The 22264-nt window shown below is 42.2% G+C and carries 20 protein-coding genes; 17 read left to right on the top strand and 3 right to left on the bottom strand.

Annotated features, from left to right (window positions below; translation table 11 throughout):
- Positions 1 to 14 precede the first annotated feature (14 nt).
- On the bottom strand, positions 15 to 845 hold the full coding sequence (comER, locus tag N9I19_RS07665; RefSeq protein WP_286140732.1) for a late competence protein ComER: 831 nt from the start codon (positions 843 to 845) through the stop codon (positions 15 to 17).
- Positions 846 to 954: 109 nt separating this feature from the next.
- Between comER and N9I19_RS07670 the strand changes: the two genes are divergently transcribed.
- The 3 genes from N9I19_RS07670 (at position 955) to N9I19_RS07680 (ending at position 4556) form a co-directional block, all read left to right on the top strand.
- On the top strand, positions 955 to 1590 hold the full coding sequence (locus tag N9I19_RS07670) for a helix-hairpin-helix domain-containing protein (RefSeq protein WP_089361558.1): 636 nt from the start codon (positions 955 to 957) through the stop codon (positions 1588 to 1590).
- A gap of 79 nt (positions 1591 to 1669) precedes the next feature.
- Positions 1670 to 2230, top strand: coding sequence for a ComE operon protein 2 (locus N9I19_RS07675; protein WP_089361557.1), 561 nt, complete (start codon positions 1670 to 1672; stop codon positions 2228 to 2230).
- Positions 2231 to 2249: 19 nt separating this feature from the next.
- Positions 2250 to 4556, top strand: a complete 2307-nt coding sequence (locus N9I19_RS07680; protein WP_317777405.1) for a DNA internalization-related competence protein ComEC/Rec2 — start codon at positions 2250 to 2252, stop codon at positions 4554 to 4556.
- 76 nt (positions 4557 to 4632) lie between these two features.
- Here the strand turns inward: N9I19_RS07680 and N9I19_RS07685 are convergent, their stop codons facing one another.
- The gene (locus N9I19_RS07685; RefSeq protein WP_081108861.1) at positions 4633 to 4767 is read right to left on the bottom strand and encodes a YqzM family protein; all 135 of its coding nucleotides are present in this window, start codon (positions 4765 to 4767) and stop codon (positions 4633 to 4635) included.
- 344 nt (positions 4768 to 5111) lie between these two features.
- On the opposite strand from N9I19_RS07685, the gene holA reads away from it, so the two are divergent.
- A complete protein-coding gene (holA, locus tag N9I19_RS07690; RefSeq protein WP_089361555.1) occupies positions 5112 to 6125 on the top strand; it encodes a DNA polymerase III subunit delta in 1014 nt (337 codons plus the stop codon).
- A 91-nt stretch (positions 6126 to 6216) separates the two neighbouring features.
- Here the strand turns inward: holA and rpsT are convergent, their stop codons facing one another.
- Positions 6217 to 6483 carry a 30S ribosomal protein S20 gene (gene rpsT, locus N9I19_RS07695; RefSeq protein ID WP_034308554.1) on the bottom strand — a complete coding sequence of 89 codons (267 nt, stop codon included), beginning with the start codon at positions 6481 to 6483 and terminating at the stop codon, positions 6217 to 6219.
- Positions 6484 to 6758: 275 nt separating this feature from the next.
- Between rpsT and gpr the strand changes: the two genes are divergently transcribed.
- The 13 genes from gpr (at position 6759) to deoC (ending at position 21963) form a co-directional block, all read left to right on the top strand.
- On the top strand, positions 6759 to 7877 hold the full coding sequence (gpr, locus tag N9I19_RS07700; protein ID WP_061464122.1) for a GPR endopeptidase: 1119 nt from the start codon (positions 6759 to 6761) through the stop codon (positions 7875 to 7877).
- 86 nt (positions 7878 to 7963) lie between these two features.
- On the top strand, positions 7964 to 9163 hold the full coding sequence (spoIIP, locus tag N9I19_RS07705) for a stage II sporulation protein P (RefSeq protein ID WP_317777406.1): 1200 nt from the start codon (positions 7964 to 7966) through the stop codon (positions 9161 to 9163).
- Positions 9164 to 9182: 19 nt separating this feature from the next.
- Positions 9183 to 9506 (top strand): YqxA family protein, encoded by a 324-nt coding sequence (locus tag N9I19_RS07710; protein WP_061464120.1) that lies wholly within the window; start codon positions 9183 to 9185, stop codon positions 9504 to 9506.
- A 176-nt stretch (positions 9507 to 9682) separates the two neighbouring features.
- Complete coding sequence (gene lepA / locus N9I19_RS07715; RefSeq protein WP_061464119.1) at positions 9683 to 11518, top strand: translation elongation factor 4; 1836 nt, start codon at positions 9683 to 9685, stop codon at positions 11516 to 11518.
- Positions 11519 to 11607: 89 nt separating this feature from the next.
- Positions 11608 to 12759 (top strand): radical SAM family heme chaperone HemW, encoded by a 1152-nt coding sequence (gene hemW / locus N9I19_RS07720; RefSeq protein ID WP_089361553.1) that lies wholly within the window; start codon positions 11608 to 11610, stop codon positions 12757 to 12759.
- 124 nt (positions 12760 to 12883) lie between these two features.
- Positions 12884 to 13912 carry a heat-inducible transcriptional repressor HrcA gene (hrcA, locus tag N9I19_RS07725; RefSeq protein ID WP_061464116.1) on the top strand — a complete coding sequence of 343 codons (1029 nt, stop codon included), beginning with the start codon at positions 12884 to 12886 and terminating at the stop codon, positions 13910 to 13912.
- A gap of 98 nt (positions 13913 to 14010) precedes the next feature.
- Positions 14011 to 14607 carry a nucleotide exchange factor GrpE gene (gene grpE / locus N9I19_RS07730; protein ID WP_375166214.1) on the top strand — a complete coding sequence of 199 codons (597 nt, stop codon included), beginning with the start codon at positions 14011 to 14013 and terminating at the stop codon, positions 14605 to 14607.
- A 36-nt stretch (positions 14608 to 14643) separates the two neighbouring features.
- Complete coding sequence (gene dnaK / locus N9I19_RS07735) at positions 14644 to 16476, top strand: molecular chaperone DnaK (RefSeq protein ID WP_061464114.1); 1833 nt, start codon at positions 14644 to 14646, stop codon at positions 16474 to 16476.
- 328 nt (positions 16477 to 16804) lie between these two features.
- Positions 16805 to 17920: a molecular chaperone DnaJ gene (dnaJ, locus tag N9I19_RS07740; RefSeq protein WP_061464113.1), complete on the top strand. Its 1116-nt coding sequence runs from the start codon at positions 16805 to 16807 to the stop codon at positions 17918 to 17920.
- A gap of 36 nt (positions 17921 to 17956) precedes the next feature.
- Entirely contained in the window at positions 17957 to 18898 is a 942-nt protein-coding gene (gene prmA, locus N9I19_RS07745; RefSeq protein WP_061464112.1) for a 50S ribosomal protein L11 methyltransferase, read from the top strand.
- Positions 18899 to 19038: 140 nt separating this feature from the next.
- On the top strand, positions 19039 to 19791 hold the full coding sequence (locus tag N9I19_RS07750) for a 16S rRNA (uracil(1498)-N(3))-methyltransferase (protein ID WP_317777407.1): 753 nt from the start codon (positions 19039 to 19041) through the stop codon (positions 19789 to 19791).
- Positions 19792 to 19797: 6 nt separating this feature from the next.
- Positions 19798 to 21135, top strand: a complete 1338-nt coding sequence (gene mtaB / locus N9I19_RS07755; RefSeq protein ID WP_289337326.1) for a tRNA (N(6)-L-threonylcarbamoyladenosine(37)-C(2))-methylthiotransferase MtaB — start codon at positions 19798 to 19800, stop codon at positions 21133 to 21135.
- 156 nt (positions 21136 to 21291) lie between these two features.
- Positions 21292 to 21963 (top strand): deoxyribose-phosphate aldolase, encoded by a 672-nt coding sequence (gene deoC, locus N9I19_RS07760; protein WP_061464109.1) that lies wholly within the window; start codon positions 21292 to 21294, stop codon positions 21961 to 21963.
- Positions 21964 to 22264 lie beyond the last annotated feature (301 nt).

Below are 22264 nucleotides of genomic sequence, written 5' to 3' on the forward strand. Positions count from 1 at the left end.
ATATGTTACGAATATTAATAAGGATGGCCGAACTGCTTTTCAACTTCGTGAAGATCCTCTGCAAACTTTTCATGTGTCGCTTGAAAAAGATGATGGAACATTTCCCCGGTTTCAGCTTCTAAAACCTTGATCCCCTCACCCGTTATTCCACCCTTTACACAAACCTTTTCCTGCAAGGTCGGCAATGTATAAACTCCTTTACCAAGCAGTTCCCCTAAGCCAACCAGCATGTTTTCAGTCAAAGTTGTAGCGGTTTCCTTATCTATCTTCGTCGTTTGGCAAGCCGCGTCAATAAAAGCTTGTGCTAAATAGCTGAAGAAGGCAGGACCGCAGCTGACGATATCGGAAGCTACCCGTGTAATATCATTTTCAATAATGACCGGTGCCGATATGGCGGAGGCCAAATCAAATAAAGCTGACATTTTCTCCTTACTGCAGCTCTCGCTGAAACTCAGTAACGATACTCCTGAACCCACACGGTTCGTTATGCTCGGTATAAAACGGGCACAGGGGGCATTCACTGCCGATTCAAGCTGGGAGACTGAAACAGGACTTGTGATGGAAATAACCAGCTGATCCCTTTTTATATGATGTTTGATTCCCTGCAACAGGCTATCTATTTGTAATGGTTTTACACAGATAAAAATAAAGTCCGCTTGCTGGACGATTTCGGCAGCGCTCTCCGCAACCCTGATACCAGGGTGTTTTTCTTTCAGCGTCAATGCTTTGGAAATTGTTCGATTTGTAATGATTAGATCAGCCGGATTCAATATTTTTGCCTCCAGCCACGCCTCGATTAAAATGGTCCCCATATTGCCGGTTCCAATTACACCGATTTTCTTCAATGCCGATCAACTCCTCTCACTTAAGCGATTGATTCTCCTAGAAACCCTATGTATTTTTAATCTGTCCTATGACAATGTATTGTGCGAAAACTAGCAAGGAGGAAAATGAATGGAAAAAATTTTAAAAAAGAAAATGGCGATGATTACCGTTGCGTTGGTATCTGGGGCAGCAGGAATTTACTTTTTTTTGCAACAAGGGAAAGGTCCGGTTGATACGGAAGATATATTTGCTGTTACGGCAAATGAAGATAAAATCGAACAAAGTGAAAATGAAACGCCTGCCGAACCAGTAATCATTAAAGTGGATGTTAAAGGAGCGGTGCAGGCCCCAGGCTTATTTACGGCCCAGGCAGGTGACCGGGTAATCGATTTGATCACAGATGCGGGCAGTTTTACGGACAAGGCCGATAAGGATAAAGTGAACTTTGCCCAAATCGTTGAAGACCAAATGGTCATCTATGTACCGGAAATAGGTGAAGAAGACAAGGGAATCTTGGAGGATATACAAGTCGGTCCGCCTGGTAATGCCGCCGCTAAGGGGCCGTCAGGGAGACAGGTGAACTTGAATACAGCTACGCAGGAAGATTTGGAAACACTGACGGGAATTGGACCATCCAAAGCGATTGCGATCCTGGAATACAGGGAAAAAGTGGGGAAATTCAAGCAGGTAGATGAATTGAAGAAGGTATCGGGAATCGGCGATAAAACGTTTGAAAAGTTACAGGATTCCATTTCGGTGCAATGAATGATTGAATTTGCTACACAAATGGACAGGAAGAGGGTAAAATTGAAGAAAATCATTCTAGGGAGTAAGGGGTTACAACATGAACAGGATTAGTTGGGATCAATATTTCATGGCGCAAAGCCATTTATTAGCTTTAAGAAGCACATGTACACGCCTCGCTGTAGGAGCGACGATCGTCCGGGATAACCGGATCATTGCGGGAGGATATAATGGGTCCATTGCAGGAGGGACGCACTGTATTGATGATGGCTGTTATGTAATTGATAATCATTGTGTCAGAACGATACATGCTGAAATGAATGCACTTTTACAATGTGCGAAATTTGGAGTGCCAGCTGATGGGGCAGAAATATATGTGACGCATTTTCCATGTCTTCAGTGCTGTAAATCACTCATCCAAGCTGGAATCAAAGCTGTTTATTATGCGGAGGATTACAAAAACCATCCATATGCCCTGGAGTTATTTAAACAGGCTGGTGTCAAGACAGAAAAGGTCGAAGCGAAAGGGGCCATAGATGTTAATGGAAAAGAGAAAAAGGACTTTGTGTTCTCGTTGCTAGCTCAACTTGAACGAACAGGTCTGGGAAAAGAAGCTGTATTGGAGCTGGAAAAGCAGGCCAAACAGATATTTGACAATTAAATAGGACGGGGGGGCAGGCATGGCTAGACACCTTATCTTATTAGCCGTTTCGGCCACATTTGGGGTTTCGGCCCATTCATTTTTACATGTAGGGCAGCTGATCATTATCCTTATTTTTCTCTGTTTCCTTTATTTATCAGTCGGGTTGAGCGTAAAGGCCCTTAGCCTTCATTTAGTGATCATGGGGATTTTCTTAGGGGCTGCCTCTTTCTCCGATCAACGGAACAACTCTGTATATCATGGAACGGAAAGTCGATTCATCATCACATTTACCGATCCACCGAATATTGATGGAAATTCATTAAAAGGATTCGTTGGCAGTGAGAAAGGCGAGCGGCTAATGCTTCGTTATAACATCACCACCGAACAAGAAAAAGCAAAGCTTAGCCAGCTTCTGCGAATCGGTTTATCATGTCCGGCCAAAGGGAATTTGCAAGTTCCCGACAAAAACAGGAATGAAAACAGTTTCGATTACCAGCGTTATCTTTTGCGCCAAGGCACCCATTGGATATTTAAAGCAGATTCCATTTCATTTCGAGAATGCCAAGAGGTTGGAAACTCGATTGTCGTTTCGATTCGTAATTTGCGAATGAAGGGAATTACGTATATTAGTGAACACTTTCCGGAAGAATCGAGCGGTTTTGTCCAAGCTCTCATATTCGGCGACCAGACAGATATAGATGAAGTCGACCTTACTAATTATCAGCGGTTGGGTCTGGTTCATTTACTGGCGATTTCCGGTCTTCATGTAAGTTTTTTAACGGGAATGTTATTTTATCTTGGCATCAGGGTTGGAATTACAAGGGAAAATATGATGGTAGCCATTCTGATTTTCCTTCCAATTTACATGATACTTTCAGGTGCTAGCCCATCAGTGGTTAGATCGTGTTTAATGGCTATGCTTTTCTTTTTACTCCTGCTGTTCAAAAAGCGAATCTCGGCGGGTGCCACAATTGCATCGGTTTACATGGCACTGTTGATTTTTAAGCCTAATATGCTCTATGATATAGGCTTTCAGCTTTCATTCGCAGTCACTTTCTCCATTATCATGTCCTCAAGCATTTTCTTACAATACCCGCAAAAAACGATGCAGCTATTTATCATCAGTTCCATATCCCAATTGGCTGCCCTTCCCATTTTACTTTTTCACTTTTTTGAAGTATCTTTTCTTGGCGTGTTCTTGAACGTATTGTATATTCCTCTTTATTCCATCATCTTGCTGCCATTTTCACTGATTACCCTCTTCATTCATTTATTGCTACCTTCCCTGGGGCAACCCCTCATATCAATTTTGAACTTCACTTTCATACTCTCTAATAAAGCCGCGGATGCGGTATCGGATTTGCCCCTTGCATCCATTACGTTTGGAAAACCGCCTTTCATCATGATGACATTACTTGTTATTTCCCTTTTAGGGTTATACCTGACTTGGGATGAATCTTTTGAAAAATGTAAAATCTGGTGCGGAATCATGATTGTTCTTTTGCTTTTTCAATATAATTTACAAAGGTTCTCACCTTTTGGTGAAGTACAGATAATCGATGTTGGACAAGGTGACTCCATTTTAATTATCCTGCCGTTCAATCGCGGTAATTATCTGATTGATACGGGAGGGCAAATTACATTTCCAATCGAAACATGGGCAAAAAGGAGAAAGAAATTCAATACGGCGGATGATATCATTATTCCATTATTGAAAAGTAAGGGAATCCAGCACTTGGACAAACTGATTTTAACTCATGCAGATTCAGATCATATGGGAAGTGCAAAGGAATTAATTGAAAATTTCAAGGTGAGGGAGATTGTTATTGGAGGCTGGAGTGAAGAGCATTATCGGGATTTGGATTTTGTGGCCATTGCAAGAGATAAAAAGATTAAAATGACGGTTACGAAGAGGGGGGATCATTGGGCAGTGGGCGAAGCTGCGTTTTCCGTGCTAAGTCCATATGAAAAAAAAGAGGATAAGAATGATTCCTCGATAGTTCTATTAGCAAAGCTTGGGGGATTGTCATGGCTATTGACTGGAGATATGGGAGAAGAGGGGGAAAGGGAACTGTTAAGCACATTTCCGCAGCTGCAGGCGGATATCTTGAAGGTTGGTCACCATGGCAGTAAAACATCTTCTTCCACGCCCTTCCTTGAACAGCTACAGTCGAAAGCTGCGCTTATTTCAGTTGGAAAGGATAATCGCTACGGTCACCCTCGTGGAGACGTAATTGGAAATCTGGAGGGAAATGGCATTAAAGTGTTCAGGACGGATGAGGATGGAGCTATTATTTACAAGTATTATAAAAGTAAAGGAACCTTTCGGAAGACTCTTCCATAGTATGTAGAAAATCAATAAGAAAGAGACTGCAACGGCAGCCTCCTTCAGGAAAAATAAGTGCATGTAGTAAATGAAATCAGGATCCGACAGCTTTAATGACGACAGCTATGGTGAACATGGCGGCGAAAAATACAAAAGAACCGATGAATCCCATAGCGGAATCAGCGACGTCATCTGTTTTTGATTGGACATTCTTTTCGAATTCGTTCATTGTTTACCCCTCCTATTTCTGCTAATAGTATAAAACATTACCAAAAAAAAATCTACAGGCTACACTTCTTCATTTCCTTTACTGACAAGAGTTGTCACAAATAGTTTGGGATTTTGAGGTCAAAATAAAAGTACAAACAAAGCAAGCGAAAAAGCAAAGCTCGATTTTTGAATTCTACATGAATACTTTACCCGCTTTCAAGGGAGATTACCCGGGCCTTTCTTGAAAGTGTTCATATAGATCCGGAATTAGCCCTTTAGAGGGCTAGTTCCCTTTATAGCTTGTCAAATGGTCCATCCACCTATACCATTAGAGAAGAATACATAAAAAAGAGGCGGATTCTATTGGTATTAGACGTATGGAAAAGTATAAAAAAAGGGCAATTCGCGCCAGTATACATGTTATATGGAACGGAGGCCTATCTAATTAATGAAACGAAGCAGCTATTGATCGAGAATGTCCTTCACGAAGATGAGATGGATTTTAACTTTTCTCAATTTGATTTGGAAGAGACGCCTGTTGAAACAGCGCTTGAAGATGTTGAAACCCTCCCGTTTATCGGGGAAAGGCGTCTTGTTTTCATGCAAAACCCATTTTTTCTGACAGCTGAAAAAACGAAGTCAAGAGTTGAACATAATGTGAAAAGGCTTGAAGCCTATTTGGCTGATCCCGTTCCTTATTCTATTGTCGTGTTGACCGCACCTTATGAGAAACTGGATGAACGGAAAAAAATCACCAAGGAACTGAAGCGTAAGGCGGTTCTCGTTGAGGCAAAGAAGCTTGGTGACCATGAATTAAAGGGGTGGGTGAAGGAGCGGGTCGCAGCCTCTTCCGTCCAAATAGATGAACAAGCTACAGAGCTTTTACTTGAACTTGCAGGAACGAATCTGATGATGCTGACAAATGAATTGGATAAAATGGTGCTTTATGCTGAAGCTGATAAACACATTACGGTCGAGGTAGTGGAAAAGCTGGTCGCTAAATCCCTTGAGCAGAATATCTTCACGCTTGTTGACCATGTTTTGCAGCGGAAGATGGAGAGTGCCATGACGATTTTACACGATCTTCTCAGGCAGAATGAAGAGCCGATCAAGATATTGAGTGTTATGGCGGGACAGGTCAGGTTAATGTATCAGGTGAAAGAGCTTTCACGTCAAGGCTATAGCCAGCAAAAAATTGCCGGACAACTGAAGGTGCACCCTTACAGGGTAAAGCTGGCACTTGAAAAGACGGGAAAATTCCAGGAACGCGAGCTGTTGAGCATCATGAACGACTTAGCGGAGGCGGATTATAAAATGAAGACTGGACAGGCAGATAAGGCGATAACACTTGAATTGCTGCTCTTGAAAATTAGATGATAAAAAAGGTGGCAGAAACCCTGTCACCTTTTTTGAACAAAAAAACACGCACAAAAAAAACGATCCAATTGGATCGTTTAATTTTTTGTCATTATGCGTTAAGAGCGTTAAGTCTTTTCGCTAAACGAGATTTTTTACGGGCTGCCGCATTTTTATGGATTAATCCTTTAGATGCAGCTTTGTCTAATTTCACAGCAGCTGTTAATAGAGCTTCTTTAGCAGCTTCAACGTTTTCACCAGCTAATGCAACTTCAGCATTTTTCACTGTAGTACGCATAGTTGATCTAACAGTAATGTTATGAACGCGTTTTTTGTCGTTAATTTTTACACGTTTAATAGCAGATTTAATGTTTGGCATTCCGTTCACCTCCTACAAAGAAATCGAGATTATATGAACTCGACTTTTCAAATCCATATCAAATAGCACAAGTGATATTCTATCAGACTGCTCATAAATATGCAATACTTCAGATTGAGAATCGAAAAGGAATTATAATTTCAGGAATAAATTCATCTCGTCATGGTTCATTGTACCAAAAAAATGAATAATAAAAAAGCAAAAACGACAGAATGTTTAAGAGAGACTATGGAAATTACTAGATTAGATATCAATTCAAACATCAGGAGGCCGTTATGGAAAATAATTTGGACCTTAGTGAATACGGAATTCGAACAGATTTGGCGATTGAAGCAAAGGAAATTGCCCTTGAACATAAAGGTGTTGTTGAGGAAGTGGATGTATCCCGAATCGAAGGGGTCATTATTAAGGAAAAAGAAGTGGATGATCTGAAGGTATCCTTAGTCGAGGTCACGGCTGAGGGGGAAAAAGAAATCGGTAAAAAAAAGGGCAGCTACTTGACCATCGAAGTCCAGGGGATCCGCCAGCAGGATACGGATACCCAGCAGCGGGTGGAAAAGGTGTTTGCCAACGAACTGGCTTACTTCTTGCAACGGAATAAAATCACCAAAGAAAGCAGTTGTTTAGTTGTCGGACTTGGTAATTGGAATGTTACTCCCGATGCTCTAGGGCCTGCTGTCGTTGAGAATCTTGTAGTCACGAGGCATTTGTTCGAATTGCAGCCGGAGTCCGTCAAGGAAGGCTATCGCCCGGTCAGTGCGATTTCCCCTGGTGTGATGGGGATTACGGGAATCGAGACGAGTGACATCATAAAAGGGGTCATCGAAAAAAGTAACCCTGATTTCCTGATCGTCGTTGATGCCTTGGCTGCCCGTTCGATCGACCGTGTGAATTCAACGATTCAAATTACGGATACAGGCATCCATCCAGGTTCTGGTGTGGGAAATAAACGAAAAGAATTGAGTCAGGAAACACTGGGAGTTCCTGTTATAGCTATTGGAATACCAACCGTAGTAGATGCCGTATCAATTGCCAGTGATACGATTGATTATATATTGAAGCATTTTGGCAAGGAATTGAATGAAGGGGACAGACCATCACGTTCATTGGCACCCGCTGGATTCAGTTTTGGAAAACGTACAAAGCTGACCGAAGAGGATATGCCAGGCGAAAAGGAACGCCAAACCTTCTTGGGGATGATAGGTGTCCTCCCTGATGAAGAGAAACGGAAATTGATATATGAGGTGCTGTCACCGCTTGGCCAAAATTTAATGGTTACACCGAAGGAAGTGGATGTTTTCATTGAGGATATGGCCAATTTGATAGCCAATGGGTTAAATGCAGCGCTGCATCATTCAATAAATCAAGAAAATACCGGTTACTATACCCGTTAAATCATTTTAAGTGCCCAAAAATGGTGTTCTACCCTTTCTAGCAAAGTCATAGGTATTAATAGACAAGCTATAGAGAGGGTGGAAGAATGAAAAGAAGAAATTCGCCAGGAATCATAACAGCTATTCACGGATCAACAATAATAAAAACTTTTCTAGGTATTCTCGCCTTGCTTCTTTTTGTTTTTTCAGTCAGCGGGGTCATGACTTCCCTAAGACCGGAATATCGGATATCGTCGAATTCCGTACATACCGTTGCGAACCAATTTTCAGGAAAAATGCTGTTCGCGATGCTGGCAAATGAAAATCATTATTTTTTTAATGCCCTGCCAGAAGGTAAGCAGGAATCGGTGATCACGAATCAATTGATAAAAGTCTCGACTAACATTTCATTTGAGGACCCGCGAAGTTTACTTGGCCGGGAACTTCCTGGCTTCTCGATTTTTGATAATGAAATCCTCGTGGCTGGGGAGGGGACGAATTATACGAATATGCCGTATGAATCCTCACCGCCAGTAGACGTCCTGAATGAAGAAAGGGATGCATCCCTGCAAAACCTGGATGAGATTGAAGAACCGGAAAAAGGAGTGGCCAATCAGCCGAATCAAACGACCAATGGCCGGAAAGTGGTCGAGATTTATCATAGCCATAACCGGGAATCGTACCTTCCTTATTTAAAAGGCGTGACCAATCCGGATCTGGCCTACCATTCTAAAATCAATATTACGAAGCTCGGGAAAAGGATGGTTGAAGATCTGGCTGAGAAGGGGATTGGTTCCTCGCTCGATAAAACGGATATCATGGGAAATCTCAATAATAAAGGATTGAATTATACCAAATCCTATCAAGAATCCCGAAAGTCAGTCCAGACGGCATTGGCCACTAACAAAGATTTGGAATATCTGATTGATATCCATCGCGATGCAAAGCGGAAAAAAGATACGACAATTACGATCAAAGGTAAAGAGTATGCCAAAATCGCCTTCGTGATCGGGGGCAATAATCCGAACTATGAAAAAAATGCCGCACTTGCCAATAAGCTTCATATAGCTTTGGAGAAAAAATACCCAGGGATTTCACGCGGGCTTATGAAACAGGGCGGAACTAGCCATAATGGTATATATAATCAGGATTTGTCAGGCAATGCCATGCTCATTGAAATTGGCGGTGTTGATAATACATTCGAGGAAATGTACTTAACCGTTGATGCCTTCAGCGATGCTTTCAGCGAATTTTATTGGGATGCCAAAGCAGTGGATAAAACGACTGGGGAATCGGAAGCGAAGTAATTGAAAGGAGTTCTCTATCATGGTTCGATTTTGGTTGAAATGTACAGGGATTGTACTCGTATTATTTTTAGGTGTCCTTATTGGGATGCAGCAAGCGAACGATGGGATGAAAAAAATGAAGGGGTATGAGGATCCCTCTTTGAATAGTGCATTCATCATTAACCAATCGGACAAAGGGGAGATGGAAGCGGATATCCTTGGACAAAAAGTAACAAGTCATGATTTGGAGACGAAAAAAGAAAAGCTTGAAGAAATGAAAGCATTCAACTTTTTCTCTTCGATCGGCAAAGCACTTGGAGATACCATATCAGGGGCCTTCCAAGCACTTATCGATATGATTTAGGTGTGGAATAAGTTGAGTGTGCCCTATCCAAAGGCTGCATCCGAATCCGGAATGCAGCCTTTTTTTATGCTTTGCCCTGTAATGATGCTTCTTTTGTAACTATTCTGTTGAATCTTGCATTTTCTATTGATATAATAAAAAATAGTGTATTGTGTCGACTAGTGGGAGTGAACGTCATGAATAGAGAAGAAAAATTAAAAAGACAATCAAAGATTCGTAACTTTTCCATCATCGCTCATATTGATCATGGTAAATCTACATTGGCGGATCGTATCATTGAAAAAACGAACGCCATGACTCAGCGTGAAATGAAGAGTCAACTGTTGGATTCCATGGATTTAGAGCGTGAGCGTGGAATTACGATTAAATTGAATGCGATTCAATTGAAATATAATGCGAAAGATGGCGAAGAATATATTTTCCATCTTATTGATACACCGGGACATGTCGATTTTACGTATGAAGTGTCACGAAGCCTTGCAGCTTGTGAAGGGGCTGTCCTTGTTGTCGATGCGGCACAGGGGATTGAGGCCCAAACGCTTGCAAACGTGTATTTAGCTTTGGACAACAATCTGGAAATCATTCCGGTCATCAATAAAATTGATTTGCCGAGTGCCGATCCGGAACGGGTACGTGGAGAAATCGAGGAAGTAATCGGGTTGGATGCTTCCGATGCAGTTTTGGCTTCAGCTAAAGCGGGAATCGGAATCGAGGAGATTTTGGAGCAGGTCGTTGAATTGGTCCCAGCTCCACAGGGAGATCCCGATGCCCCGTTCAAGGCGCTTATTTTCGATTCACTGTTTGATGCGTACCGCGGTGTGGTTGCTTATATCCGTGTTGTTGAAGGTTCCATTAAAGTGGGCGACAAAATCAAAATGATGTCCACGGGCAAGGAATTTGATGTAACCGAATTGGGTGTCTTCAATCCAAAGACCCAGCTGTTGGATGAACTGAACGTCGGTGATGTAGGTTTCCTTACGGCAGCCATTAAAAACGTTGGTGATACGACTGTTGGTGATACGATTACCAGTGCCGTGAATAGTGCGACAGAACCATTGCCGGGCTACCGGAAGATGAATCCGATGGTATATTGCGGTCTTTACCCAATTGACGCATCGAAATTCAATGATTTACGGGATGCGTTAGAGAAATTGGAATTGAACGATTCAGCGCTGCAGTTCGAAGCGGAATCATCGCAAGCATTGGGCTTCGGTTTCCGTTGCGGATTCCTTGGACTCCTTCATATGGAAATTATCCAGGAACGGATTGAACGTGAATTCAAAATTGATCTGATCACAACTGCGCCGAGTGTTATTTATGATGTGATCCAAACAGACGGAACGGTCCTGAAAGTAGATAACCCGTCTAATATGCCAGATGCTCAAAAGATTGAACGGGTCGAGGAGCCATACGTCAAAGCGACGATGATGGCACCGACGGAGTTCGTCGGAACGATCATGGAAATCTGTCAAAATAAACGCGGCAACTTCATTGATATGGAATATATCGATGAGACCCGTGTGAGCATTCATTATGAAATACCTTTATCGGAAATCGTGTATGATTTCTTCGATCAATTGAAATCCAATACAAGAGGTTATGCTTCATTCGATTATGAGTTGATTGGCTACAAACCGTCCAAGCTTGTGAAGATGGATATCTTACTGAATGCTGAAACTGTCGATGCTTTAAGTTTCATCGTTCATAAGGATTTTGCCTATGAACGCGGTAAAGTCATTGTTGAAAAATTGAAGAAATTGATTCCAAGACAACAATTTGAAGTGCCGATCCAAGCGGCAATCGGGCAAAAAATCGTGGCCCGTTCTTCGATTAGTGCAATGCGCAAAAACGTATTGGCTAAATGTTACGGCGGCGATATTTCCCGTAAACGTAAGTTGCTCGAAAAACAGAAAGAAGGTAAAAAGCGGATGAAACAGGTAGGTTCCGTTGAAGTGCCGCAAGAAGCTTTCATGGCTGTTTTGAAAATGGATGATACGACACCAAAAAAATAAATAAAATAAACGATAGATAGAAAAAAGAGGGTAGAGGAGATCTAGCCTCTTTTTCTATCGACTCATTCGATTAAAAGGTTGTGAACACAATGATTAAAAGCGCCTACCTCCATATACCATTTTGTGAACATATTTGTCACTATTGTGATTTTAATAAAGTGTTTTTGCAGGGACAGCCGGTCGACGATTATTTACAGATGATGAAAAGGGAAATGGTGATGCAGCTTTCCAAATACCCGACTGCAGGATTGGATACTGTTTTTGTCGGTGGAGGGACACCGACCTCTCTAGATGAAAAGCAGCTTGCATTCTTATGTGAAGCAATCAATGAAACCCTGCCATTTGACCCCAAAAAGGCTGAATATACATTTGAAGCCAATCCAGGGGATCTTTCGAGAGAAAAACTCGAGATACTTTATCATTCAGGTGTCAATAGACTTAGCTTTGGTGTGCAAAGCTTCAATGATGAATTATTAAAACGAATTGGCCGGACCCACCGGGCTCTAGAAGTATATGAAACGATTCATCTGGCTCAAGAGGTTGGCTTTACGAATATCAGCATCGATCTGATTTATGGATTGCCGGGCCAAACGATGGAAGATTTCAATGATACGCTGGATAAAGCGATTGCCCTTCAATTGCCGCATTATTCGAGCTACTCATTGATCGTTGAACCGAAGACGGTTTTTTATAATCAGATGCGAAGGGGTAAATTAAACCTGCCGCCGCAGGAGCTCGAGGCTTCGATGTATGAGAGGCTGATGGAAGAGATGGAGAAGCATGGCCTGCATCAATATGAAATCAGTAATTTTGCTCGTGAAGGGTTTGAAAGCCGGCACAATCTGACATATTGGGATAATGCGGAGTATTATGGGATTGGTGCCGGTGCACATGGCTATACTGGAGGAACAAGAGTGGCCAATCATGGTCCGGTGAAGAAATATATCGCACCATTGATGGCGAACCAGCTGCCTGTTTTGGAGGAGCACCCAGTACCGCTTCATGAACGGATGGAAGAGGAGATGTTTTTGGGTCTCCGAAAAACGGAAGGAGTTTCATTGGAAATCTTCAAGAATAAATTTTTTGTTGAAATGACGGAGATTTTCAGGAAACCGCTCGAAGAAGAATCGGCAAAGGGTCTGCTTAAGATAGAAGGCGGGTTCGTGCGCTTGACCGAACGGGGAAAATTGCTTGGAAATGAAGTGTTCCAATCATTTTTAGGCGTTATTGATTCCGAGTGAAGTAAATCTATGTTATTTTAACGATGAATTAGGGGTTTTCATTGTTGACATCATAAGCTTCATTTGATAATTTATTAGTATATTAGCACTCGGAGAGACAGAGTGCTAACAGAGGTGATCATACATGCTAACTGATCGTCAATTATTGATTCTACAAGTGATAATCGAGGATTTTATCCATTCTGCACAGCCAGTTGGGTCACGAAGCTTGTCGAAGAAAGATGAAATTACGTTCAGCTCTGCCACAATTCGAAACGAAATGTCTGATCTTGAAGAAATGGGATTTTTAGAAAAAACCCATACTTCTTCCGGTAGGATTCCTTCTGAAAAAGGGTATAGATATTATGTGGATCATTTACTTTCTCCTCAAGCTCCGAAAAAGAATGAAATGAAGATATTAAAATCCGTTTTTGTAGAGCGAATTTATGAATTGGAAAAGATCGTTCAAAAGTCAGCGAAAATACTTTCGGAACTGACGAATTATACGGCGATTGTACTGGGGCCAAAAGTGAATGAGCATAAGCTGAAAAAAATCCAGATCATTCCTCTGAGCCCCGAAACGGCAATAGCCATCATTATCACTGATACAGGTCATGTGGAAAATCGAATGATTTCCTTACCGCCTTCTTTGGATATAAACGAAATTGAAAAGATGGTGAACATATTAAATTCCCGTTTGGTCGATGTTCCGCTGGTTGATCTAAAGGATAAGATTTATAAGGAAGTGGCTGTTCTTTTGAGCCGTCACATCCATAACTATGGATCGATGGTCTCGGTCCTGGCGGATACCCTGACGGACACAAAACCCGAAAAGATATTTTTCGGCGGGAAAACGAATATGCTGAGGCAGCCGGAGTTCCATGATATTGCTAAAGTAAGCACGCTTTTATCAATGATTGAGCAGGAACAGGGATTTTATGAACTCATTACCCAAAATCCATCGGGCATCCACGTCAAGATTGGCCGTGAAAATCAAAACACAGTGCTCGATGACTGCAGTTTGATTACGGCAACCTACTCAATCGGGCAGGAGCAAGTGGGCACATTAGCCATATTGGGTCCAACGAGAATGGAATATTCGAGAGTGATCAGTTTGCTTTCGTTTTTCTCGAAAGATTTAACGGCCCTGATGACAAAACTGTATCAAAAATAGGAGCAAAGGTAATATTGTTAAGGTGGCGGAGGTCATACTCCGCAGCCTGACGTATTACTTTAGCATAAATTGTATAACCCTTTTAGGGAGGTGAGATTGTGACAGAAAATAAAAACGAAGAACAAACATTGGAAAATGAAACAATCGAGGAAAGCGCTGCAGATGCAGTTTTCGCTGAAGATGAAATTCCAGCTGAACAAAACCAGGAGGAAACTCCAGTTGAAAAAGATGAACTTCAATTGGCTCATGAAAAGATTGCTGAGCTTCAGGCAAAAATCGAAGAAATGGATAACCGTTATCTTCGTCTGCAGGCCGATTTTGATAATTCAAGACGCCGTGCCAAGCTTGATATGGAGGCGGCTCAAAAATATAGAGTTCAAAGTATTGCCGTTGATTTAGTGGAGGCTCTTGATAATTTTGAAAGAGCTACAAAAATCGAAGCGGAAAATGAACAGACGAAATCCCTGCTATCTGGCATGGAAATGGTCTACAAAGCGATTACTGATGCATTGACTAAAGAAGGCATCGAACCGATCAGTTCGGTTGGTGAAGAGTTCGATCCGCGTTTGCATCAAGCGGTCATGCAAGTTCAAGATGAAAACTTCGGTTCTAACATCGTCGTCGAGGAATTCCAAAAAGGATACCTTCTTAAAGACCGTGTTATTCGACCTGCAATGGTAAAAGTGAACGAATAAGATTTTTACATATAATAATTGGGAGGTAGTGAAACTATGAGCAAGATTATTGGTATTGACTTAGGTACAACAAACTCTTGTGTATCTGTACTTGAAGGCGGGGAACCAAAAGTAATCCCGAATCCAGAAGGAAACCGTACAACACCATCCGTAGTGGCATTCAAAAATGGAGAAAGACAAGTGGGGGAAGTGGCAAAACGCCAAGCGATTACTAACCCTAACACGATCATTTCCATTAAACGCCATATGGGTACCGACCATAAAGAAGTAATTGAAGGAAAAGAATACTCACCTCAGGAAGTGTCTGCAATCATCCTTCAATACTTAAAATCATACGCTGAAGAGTATCTTGGCGAAAAAGTTACAAAAGCTGTTATCACTGTACCTGCTTATTTCAATGATGCAGAACGTCAAGCGACTAAGGATGCCGGTCAAATTGCTGGACTTGAAGTGGAACGTATCATCAACGAACCTACAGCTGCAGCACTTGCATACGGTTTGGATAAAACGGAAGAAGATCAAACGATCCTTGTATTCGACCTTGGCGGCGGTACATTTGACGTATCGATCATGGAACTTGGGGATGGCGTTTTCGAAGTTAAGTCGACAGCCGGTGACAACCGTCTAGGTGGAGATGATTTCGACCAAGTCATCATCGATTACCTAGTAGAAGCATTCAAGAAAGAAAACGGAATCGACCTTTCAAAAGACAAAATGGCGGTTCAACGTTTGAAAGATGCAGCTGAAAAAGCGAAAAAAGATCTTTCCGGCGTAACTTCAACTCAAATTTCTTTACCATTCATCACAGCTGGAGATGCTGGCCCGCTTCACTTGGACGTAACGATGACTAGAGCTAAATTCGATGAGCTTTCTTCAGGTCTTGTGGAACGCACTATGGGACCAACTCGTCAAGCATTGAAAGATGCTGGCCTTTCAGCATCTGAAATCGACAAAGTAATCCTTGTTGGCGGATCTACACGTATTCCTGCGGTTGTTGAAGCGATCAAAAAGGAAATCGGTCAAGAACCAAGCAAAGGTGTTAACCCTGATGAAGTAGTGGCCATGGGTGCTGCAATTCAAGGTGGCGTATTGACAGGGGATGTTAAAGACGTAGTCCTTCTGGATGTAACTCCACTTTCACTTGGAATTGAAACGATGGGCGGAGTATTCACGAAACTGATTGACCGTAATACTACGATTCCGACAAGTAAATCACAAGTATTCTCGACAGCGGCTGATAATCAAACGGCAGTTGATATCCATGTTCTGCAAGGTGAACGTCCAATGTCAGCGGATAACAAAACTCTTGGTCGTTTCCAATTGAGTGACATTCCACCGGCACCGCGTGGAATTCCACAAGTTGAAGTGACATTCGATATCGATAAAAATGGTATCGTGAACGTTCGTGCGAAAGATCTTGGCACAAACAAAGAACAAGCGATCACCATCAAATCATCTTCAGGCCTTTCTGATGAAGAAATCGACCGCATGGTACGTGAGGCGGAAGAAAATGCCGATAGCGATAAACAACGTAAAGAAGAAGTCGAACTTCGTAACGAAGCTGATCAATTAGTTTTCCAAACGGAAAAAACGCTTAAAGATCTAGAAGGTAAAGTTGACGAAGCGGAAGTAACTAAAGCGAATGAAGCGAAGGACGAACTGAAAGCTGCAATCGAGAAAAATGAGCTTGAAGAAATCCGCGTGAAAAAAGATGCGCTTAATGAAATCGTTCAAGCTTTGACAATGAAGCTTTATGAAGAAGCGGCAAAAGCTCAGCAAGCTGGCGAAGCCGGTGCTGGCGAATCTGCTCAGGACGATAATGTAGTTGATGCAGAGTACACGGAAGTTAACGAAGAAGAGAAAAAATAAAAAGTGACCCAATCGGGACACTGATATATATTGGGCAGTTGATTTCTGCCTGCCATTGTAGAAAAGTCAAAGTCAGGTTATCTTGACTTTGGCTTTTTTTACAGTGGATGGAATCATTGCCAGGAAGTGTTGGCATCTGATTTTCTTTTGTTCTTACAATCGCTGGTGGGGAATCATGGAAATTTAGAGAGAAATGTGTGCAAATTGGGACTGGCATTACAATTTACAAAAAAGTGTTAAAGCCGTTTGTACTTTTCTAGTTGATTATTATCTTCGTTCAGTGATAATATTACCTTTATGTGAATCGAATCGGGAGTGGATTTTAGATATGAGTAAACGCGATTATTATGAGGTGTTAGGCCTTTCGAAGAGTGCTTCGAAGGATGAAATCAAAAAAGCGTATCGTAAGCTCTCCAAACAATATCACCCTGATATTAATAAAGCGGACGATGCTGCGGATAAATTTAAAGAAATCAAGGAAGCTTACGAAGTATTGAGCGACGAACAGAAAAAGGCCCATTATGACCAATTCGGACATACAGATCCAAATCAGGGCTTTGGCGGTCAGGACTTTGGTGGTTTCGGCGGTTTTGAAGATATTTTCAGCAGTTTCTTTGGGGGCGGCGGACGCAGGAGAGATCCGAATGCACCACGTCAAGGGGCGGATTTACAGTATACGATGACGCTTTCTTTTGAAGAGGCTGCATTTGGAAAAGAGACTGAAATTGAAATTCCGCGTGAAGAGAATTGTGATACATGCAAAGGATCAGGTGCAAAACCAGGTACAAAAGTGGAAAACTGTTCACATTGTCATGGGACCGGTCAATTGAATGTAGAACAAAATACAGCGTTCGGAAGGATTGTGAACCGGAGAGCATGTCATCATTGTCAAGGAACAGGAAAAATCATTCCTAATAAATGTTCAACATGCGGCGGGGACGGAAAAGTCCAAAAACGTAAAAAGATCCAAGTTAAGGTGCCAGCAGGAATTGATGATGGCCAGCAATTGCGTGTAACCGGACAAGGCGAGCCAGGAATCAATGGCGGACCGGCCGGAGATCTGTATGTAGTCTTCCATGTGCGCAGTCATGAATTCTTTGAGCGGGATGGCGATGATATCTATTGTGAAATGCCTGTCACTTTTGCTCAGGCCGCACTAGGGGATGAAATAGAAGTTCCGACCCTTCATGGAAAAGTGAAGCTGAAGATCCCTGCCGGTACACAAACGAGCACGCGCTTCCGTTTAAAAGGCAAAGGTGTTCCTAATGTCAGAGGATATGGGCAAGGAGATCAACATGTGGTCGTATTAGTGGTCACACCTAAAAAATTAACGGAAAAACAAAAAGACCTGCTTCGTGAGTTCAGCGATATCAGCGGTCAAGGTATTGATGAACATCATGATGGTTTTTTCTCAAAAGTGAAGCGTGCTTTTAAAGATAGGTGAATTAAAGTAAAAGAACAAATTGGGAGTTGGTAGATTATGAAGTGGTCTGAATTTGCAATCCAAACAACGAATGAAGCGGTTGAACCTGTTTCGAATATTCTTCATGAGGCAGGTGCCAGCGGTGTTGTCATTGAGGATCCTCTAGAATTAGTCAAGGAACGCGAAAATGTTTTTGGCGAAATCTACCACTTAAACCCAGATGATTATCCGGATGAAGGTGTATTGATTAAGGCTTATTTGCCAGTTAACAGCTTCCTTGGTGAAACTGTTGATGCTATAAAGGAGTCAATTAATAATCTCCTTCAATTTGATATAGACCTTGGGAAGAATATTGTTTCAATTAGTGAAGTGAATGAAGAAGAATGGGCGACGGCTTGGAAAAAATATTATAATCCCGTCAAGATTTCCGAACGGTTTACCATCGTACCGACATGGGAAGATTATACTCCTGTCAGCAGTGACGAATTGATCATTGAACTTGATCCCGGCATGGCCTTCGGAACAGGGACACATCCGACAACGGTCATGTGCATCCAAGCGCTGGAGCGTACAGTTCGTCCAGGGGATTTAGTTGTTGATGTAGGAACGGGTTCTGGGGTTCTAAGCATTGCTGCTGCGTTATTGGATGCAGAACGAATCCAGTCCCTTGATTTGGATGAAGTGGCTGTACAGTCAGCTATTCAAAATGTGGAACTTAATAACGTTCAGAATAAAGTGTCCGTTTCACAAGGCAACTTGCTGGATGGTGTGAATGAACAAGCGGATGTCGTCGTGGCTAATATTCTTGCCGAAGTGATCATGCGATTTACGGATGATGTAGCGAAAGTGGTTAAACCTGGCGGATATTTCATCGCTTCTGGGATCATTCAACCAAAGAAACAAGATGTGAAGGATGCGATTATAGGATCTGGATTCACCATTGAGGAAACGATCTTGATGGAAGATTGGGTAGCAATAATAGCGAAAAGAAATGATTAATTGAAAAAGTTACTCTGATTATCGGGTATTTTGATAGTCAGAGTACCTTTTTTTAGCTTGAATCCTTGCATGGCTTGCATTCGGGAAACCTGACTGTTAGCCGCTGTATGTATTTTAGACTAGATGAAGTAGGTGGCAGTGTGCAACGGTATTTTCTTAACGAAGAAGACATCAATGGAAACACGGTGACGATATCAGGTGATGATTTTCACCATATCTCCAGGGTGATGAGAATGGGACCGGGAGAGCGGATAATCACGGTGAAAGCTAATGGTATGACTGCTGTCACGGAAATTTCCGAAATAACTGATGATGTTGTTATAGGGACTGTTATCGAATGGAAGAATGAAGAAAAGGAACTTCCTGTGAGGGTTGTGATAGCGAGCGGTCTGCCTAAAGGGGATAAATTGGAATATATCGTACAAAAGGGTACGGAACTGGGTGCGGTTGAGTTTATCCCTTTTATTGCTGCTCGTTCGGTGGTAAAATGGGACCACAAAAAGGTAGGTAAGAAATTGGAGAGGCTCCAGAAGATTTCAAAAGAGGCGGCCGAGCAATCTCACCGTACGGTTATCCCTGCCATCAAGGAGCCGATGACGGCAGATCAGCTAGCTGGGTATGCTTCCGGTTTCGATCATAAATTAATCGCTTTTGAAGAAGAGGCAAAGCGGGGGGAAACTTCTGTACTCGCTTCGGTCCTGAAGGATATCACCGGAGGGCAATCGATCTTATTTGTCTTTGGTCCTGAAGGTGGTTTAGCAGATAAGGAAATTGAAAAACTGTCTGATGCCGGTTTTGTAGCTTGCGGTCTTGGACCAAGAATATTAAGAACTGAAACAGCACCTTTATATGCACTTTCCGCTGTTTCTTATCATGTAGAACTTTTGAGGTGATGAAAAATGGCAACGGTCGCTTTCCATACATTAGGCTGTAAAGTGAATCATTATGAAACAGAGGCTATTTGGCAATTATTTAAAACTGGGGGATATGATCGTGTTGAGTTTGAAAATACATCAGATGTATATGTCATCAACACATGCACGGTGACAAACACTGGCGATAAGAAAAGCCGTCAGGTCATCCGTCGTGCCATTCGTAAAAATCCGAATGCCGTCATAGCGGTAACGGGATGTTACGCTCAGACATCGCCAGCTGAAATCATGGCCATACCAGGTGTGGATATTGTTGTAGGAACACAGGACAGGGTTAAACTGCTTGATTATATCGAGCAATTCAAGGTGGAACGTGAACCAATCAATGCTGTAGGAAATATCATGAAAAACCGTGTCTATGAAGAGTTGGATGTACCTGCTTTTACAGACCGTACACGCGCTTCGCTAAAGATTCAGGAAGGTTGCAATAATTTCTGCACTTTCTGCATCATACCTTGGGCTCGTGGCTTGATGCGTTCCCGCGATCCGAAGGAAGTCGTTCACCAAGCTGAGCAGCTTGTCGAGGCAGGCTATAAGGAGTTAGTCCTGACCGGAATCCATACTGGCGGGTACGGAGACGATTTGAAGGACTATAATTTGGCGATGCTGCTGCGGGACTTGGAAAAAATCGATGGGCTGAAGCGTATCCGTATTTCATCCATTGAAGCCAGCCAAATTACAGATGAGATCATTGAAGTGCTGACGAATTCGAAAAAAGTCGTACGTCATTTGCATATACCAATCCAATCGGGTTCCGATACAGTACTAAAACGGATGAGACGTAAATATACGATGGATTTCTTCGGTGATCGAATCGAAAAGTTGAAAATTGCACTTCCGGGTCTTGCTGTTACCTCTGATGTCATCGTAGGTTTCCCAGGTGAAACCGAAGAAGAATTCATGGAGACATATAACTTTATAGAAAAATATAAATTCTCCGAACTTCATGTTTTCCCTTATTCAAAACGGACAGGGACTCCGGCTGCCCGTATGGAGGATCAAGTGGATGAAGATGTTAAAAATGAACGTGTCCACCGGCTTATCGCTTTGTCGGATCAGCTGGCAAAAGAGTATGCCTCCCGATTCGAGGGTGAAGTTCTGGAAGTCATTCCTGAAACGAAGTTGGAAAATGGCCTTTATGAAGGCTACTCCGATAATTATATGAAAATCGTTTTCCCGGCTTCAGATGAAATGGTCGGTGAAATCGTAAAAGTGAAAATTACAAAGTCTGGCTATCCATTTAGTGAAGGACAGTTCGTGACGATCGTAAAGGATTTACCATTGCAACAAGCATCAAATATTTAAGACGGCGATTTTACGCTGTCTTTTTTTTATTCTCTGTTTGATGTGTTTTCTTGGAACGTTCGGGTAAAGACTATATATATCGTCAAAGTGGATAAATTATGGTATGATTAGAGGTACGTACAACTAGTTATAGATTGTTTTTGAGGAGGATTATTAATGTCACAAAATGTAGCAGGTTTAATTGACCACACGTTATTAAAAGCAGATGCAACCAAAGAGCAAATTAAGGTATTATGCGAAGAAGCGAGAGAGTATAACTTTGCTTCCGTATGCGTAAACCCGACATGGGTTAAGTATGCAAGCGAACTTTTGGAAGGTTCAGAAGTGAAAGTTTGTACGGTTATCGGGTTCCCTCTAGGTGCAACCACACCGGAAACTAAAGCTTTTGAAACGAAAGATGCCATCAGCAATGGTGCTCACGAAGTCGATATGGTGATCAATATCGGCGCATTGAAGGACAAGGATGATGAGTTGGTAGAGCGGGATATCCGTGCTGTGATAGCTGCATCCACTGGTAAGGCTCTATCGAAAGTAATCATTGAAACCTCTCTATTGACTGAGGAAGAAAAAGTCCGTGCTTGTGAACTGGCAGTAAAAGCGGGAACGGATTATGTTAAAACATCAACTGGTTTTTCGACCGGCGGTGCTACTGTTGAAGATATCACGCTTATGAGAAAAACGGTCGGTCCCGATATCGGTGTCAAAGCTTCAGGTGGTGTCCGCAACACGAGTGACGCCCAGAAAGTGATTGAAGCTGGTGCAACAAGAATTGGTGCGAGTGCGGGTGTCTCCATCGTAAAGGGCTTAACGGCTGAATCCGATTATTGATTTTTTTCAAAGGCGGAGAATAATTCTTCTCCGCCTTTTTTTTATTCCCCTTTTTCCCACCACGTCTGATCGCGCTTGCTTCATTCCTGTCCAAGAAAAAGCTCTCCACGGCAAAAAATGAAAGATGTATCAATTTTGAATTCTCACTAGTTATTTTTGGAACCAGCAACTTTTAAAGAAAACCGCACAAGCAGCGAGTTTCACGAGTAAAGCACCGGAATTGAGTGAATGTCATGAAAATGCAAAAGAAAACGCCCCAAAATTAAGCTAAAGCGCGCAATTTTGAGGAGGAAATTGAAAT

This window comes from Peribacillus sp. CSMR9 (genome assembly GCF_033141925.1).
Lineage (GTDB): Bacteria > Bacillota > Bacilli > Bacillales > DSM-1321 > Peribacillus > Peribacillus simplex_A.

What these genes read in the sequence shown, in the direction of transcription:
- N9I19_RS07670 (WP_089361558.1), top strand. Translation starts at nt 955, where the DNA reads ATGGAAAAAATTTTAAAAAAGAAAATGGCGATGATTACCGTTGCGTTG.
- N9I19_RS07675 (WP_089361557.1), top strand. Translation starts at nt 1,670, where the DNA reads ATGAACAGGATTAGTTGGGATCAATATTTCATGGCGCAAAGCCATTTA.
- N9I19_RS07680 (WP_317777405.1), top strand. Translation starts at nt 2,250, where the DNA reads ATGGCTAGACACCTTATCTTATTAGCCGTTTCGGCCACATTTGGGGTT.
- N9I19_RS07685 (WP_081108861.1), bottom strand. Translation starts at nt 4,767, where the DNA reads ATGAACGAATTCGAAAAGAATGTCCAATCAAAAACAGATGACGTCGCT.
- rpsT (WP_034308554.1), bottom strand. Translation starts at nt 6,483, where the DNA reads ATGCCAAACATTAAATCTGCTATTAAACGTGTAAAAATTAACGACAAA.
- gpr (WP_061464122.1), top strand. Translation starts at nt 6,759, where the DNA reads ATGGAAAATAATTTGGACCTTAGTGAATACGGAATTCGAACAGATTTG.
- spoIIP (WP_317777406.1), top strand. Translation starts at nt 7,964, where the DNA reads ATGAAAAGAAGAAATTCGCCAGGAATCATAACAGCTATTCACGGATCA.
- N9I19_RS07710 (WP_061464120.1), top strand. Translation starts at nt 9,183, where the DNA reads ATGGTTCGATTTTGGTTGAAATGTACAGGGATTGTACTCGTATTATTT.
- lepA (WP_061464119.1), top strand. Translation starts at nt 9,683, where the DNA reads ATGAATAGAGAAGAAAAATTAAAAAGACAATCAAAGATTCGTAACTTT.
- hemW (WP_089361553.1), top strand. Translation starts at nt 11,608, where the DNA reads ATGATTAAAAGCGCCTACCTCCATATACCATTTTGTGAACATATTTGT.
- hrcA (WP_061464116.1), top strand. Translation starts at nt 12,884, where the DNA reads ATGCTAACTGATCGTCAATTATTGATTCTACAAGTGATAATCGAGGAT.
- dnaK (WP_061464114.1), top strand. Translation starts at nt 14,644, where the DNA reads ATGAGCAAGATTATTGGTATTGACTTAGGTACAACAAACTCTTGTGTA.
- dnaJ (WP_061464113.1), top strand. Translation starts at nt 16,805, where the DNA reads ATGAGTAAACGCGATTATTATGAGGTGTTAGGCCTTTCGAAGAGTGCT.
- prmA (WP_061464112.1), top strand. Translation starts at nt 17,957, where the DNA reads ATGAAGTGGTCTGAATTTGCAATCCAAACAACGAATGAAGCGGTTGAA.
- mtaB (WP_289337326.1), top strand. Translation starts at nt 19,798, where the DNA reads ATGGCAACGGTCGCTTTCCATACATTAGGCTGTAAAGTGAATCATTAT.
- deoC (WP_061464109.1), top strand. Translation starts at nt 21,292, where the DNA reads ATGTCACAAAATGTAGCAGGTTTAATTGACCACACGTTATTAAAAGCA.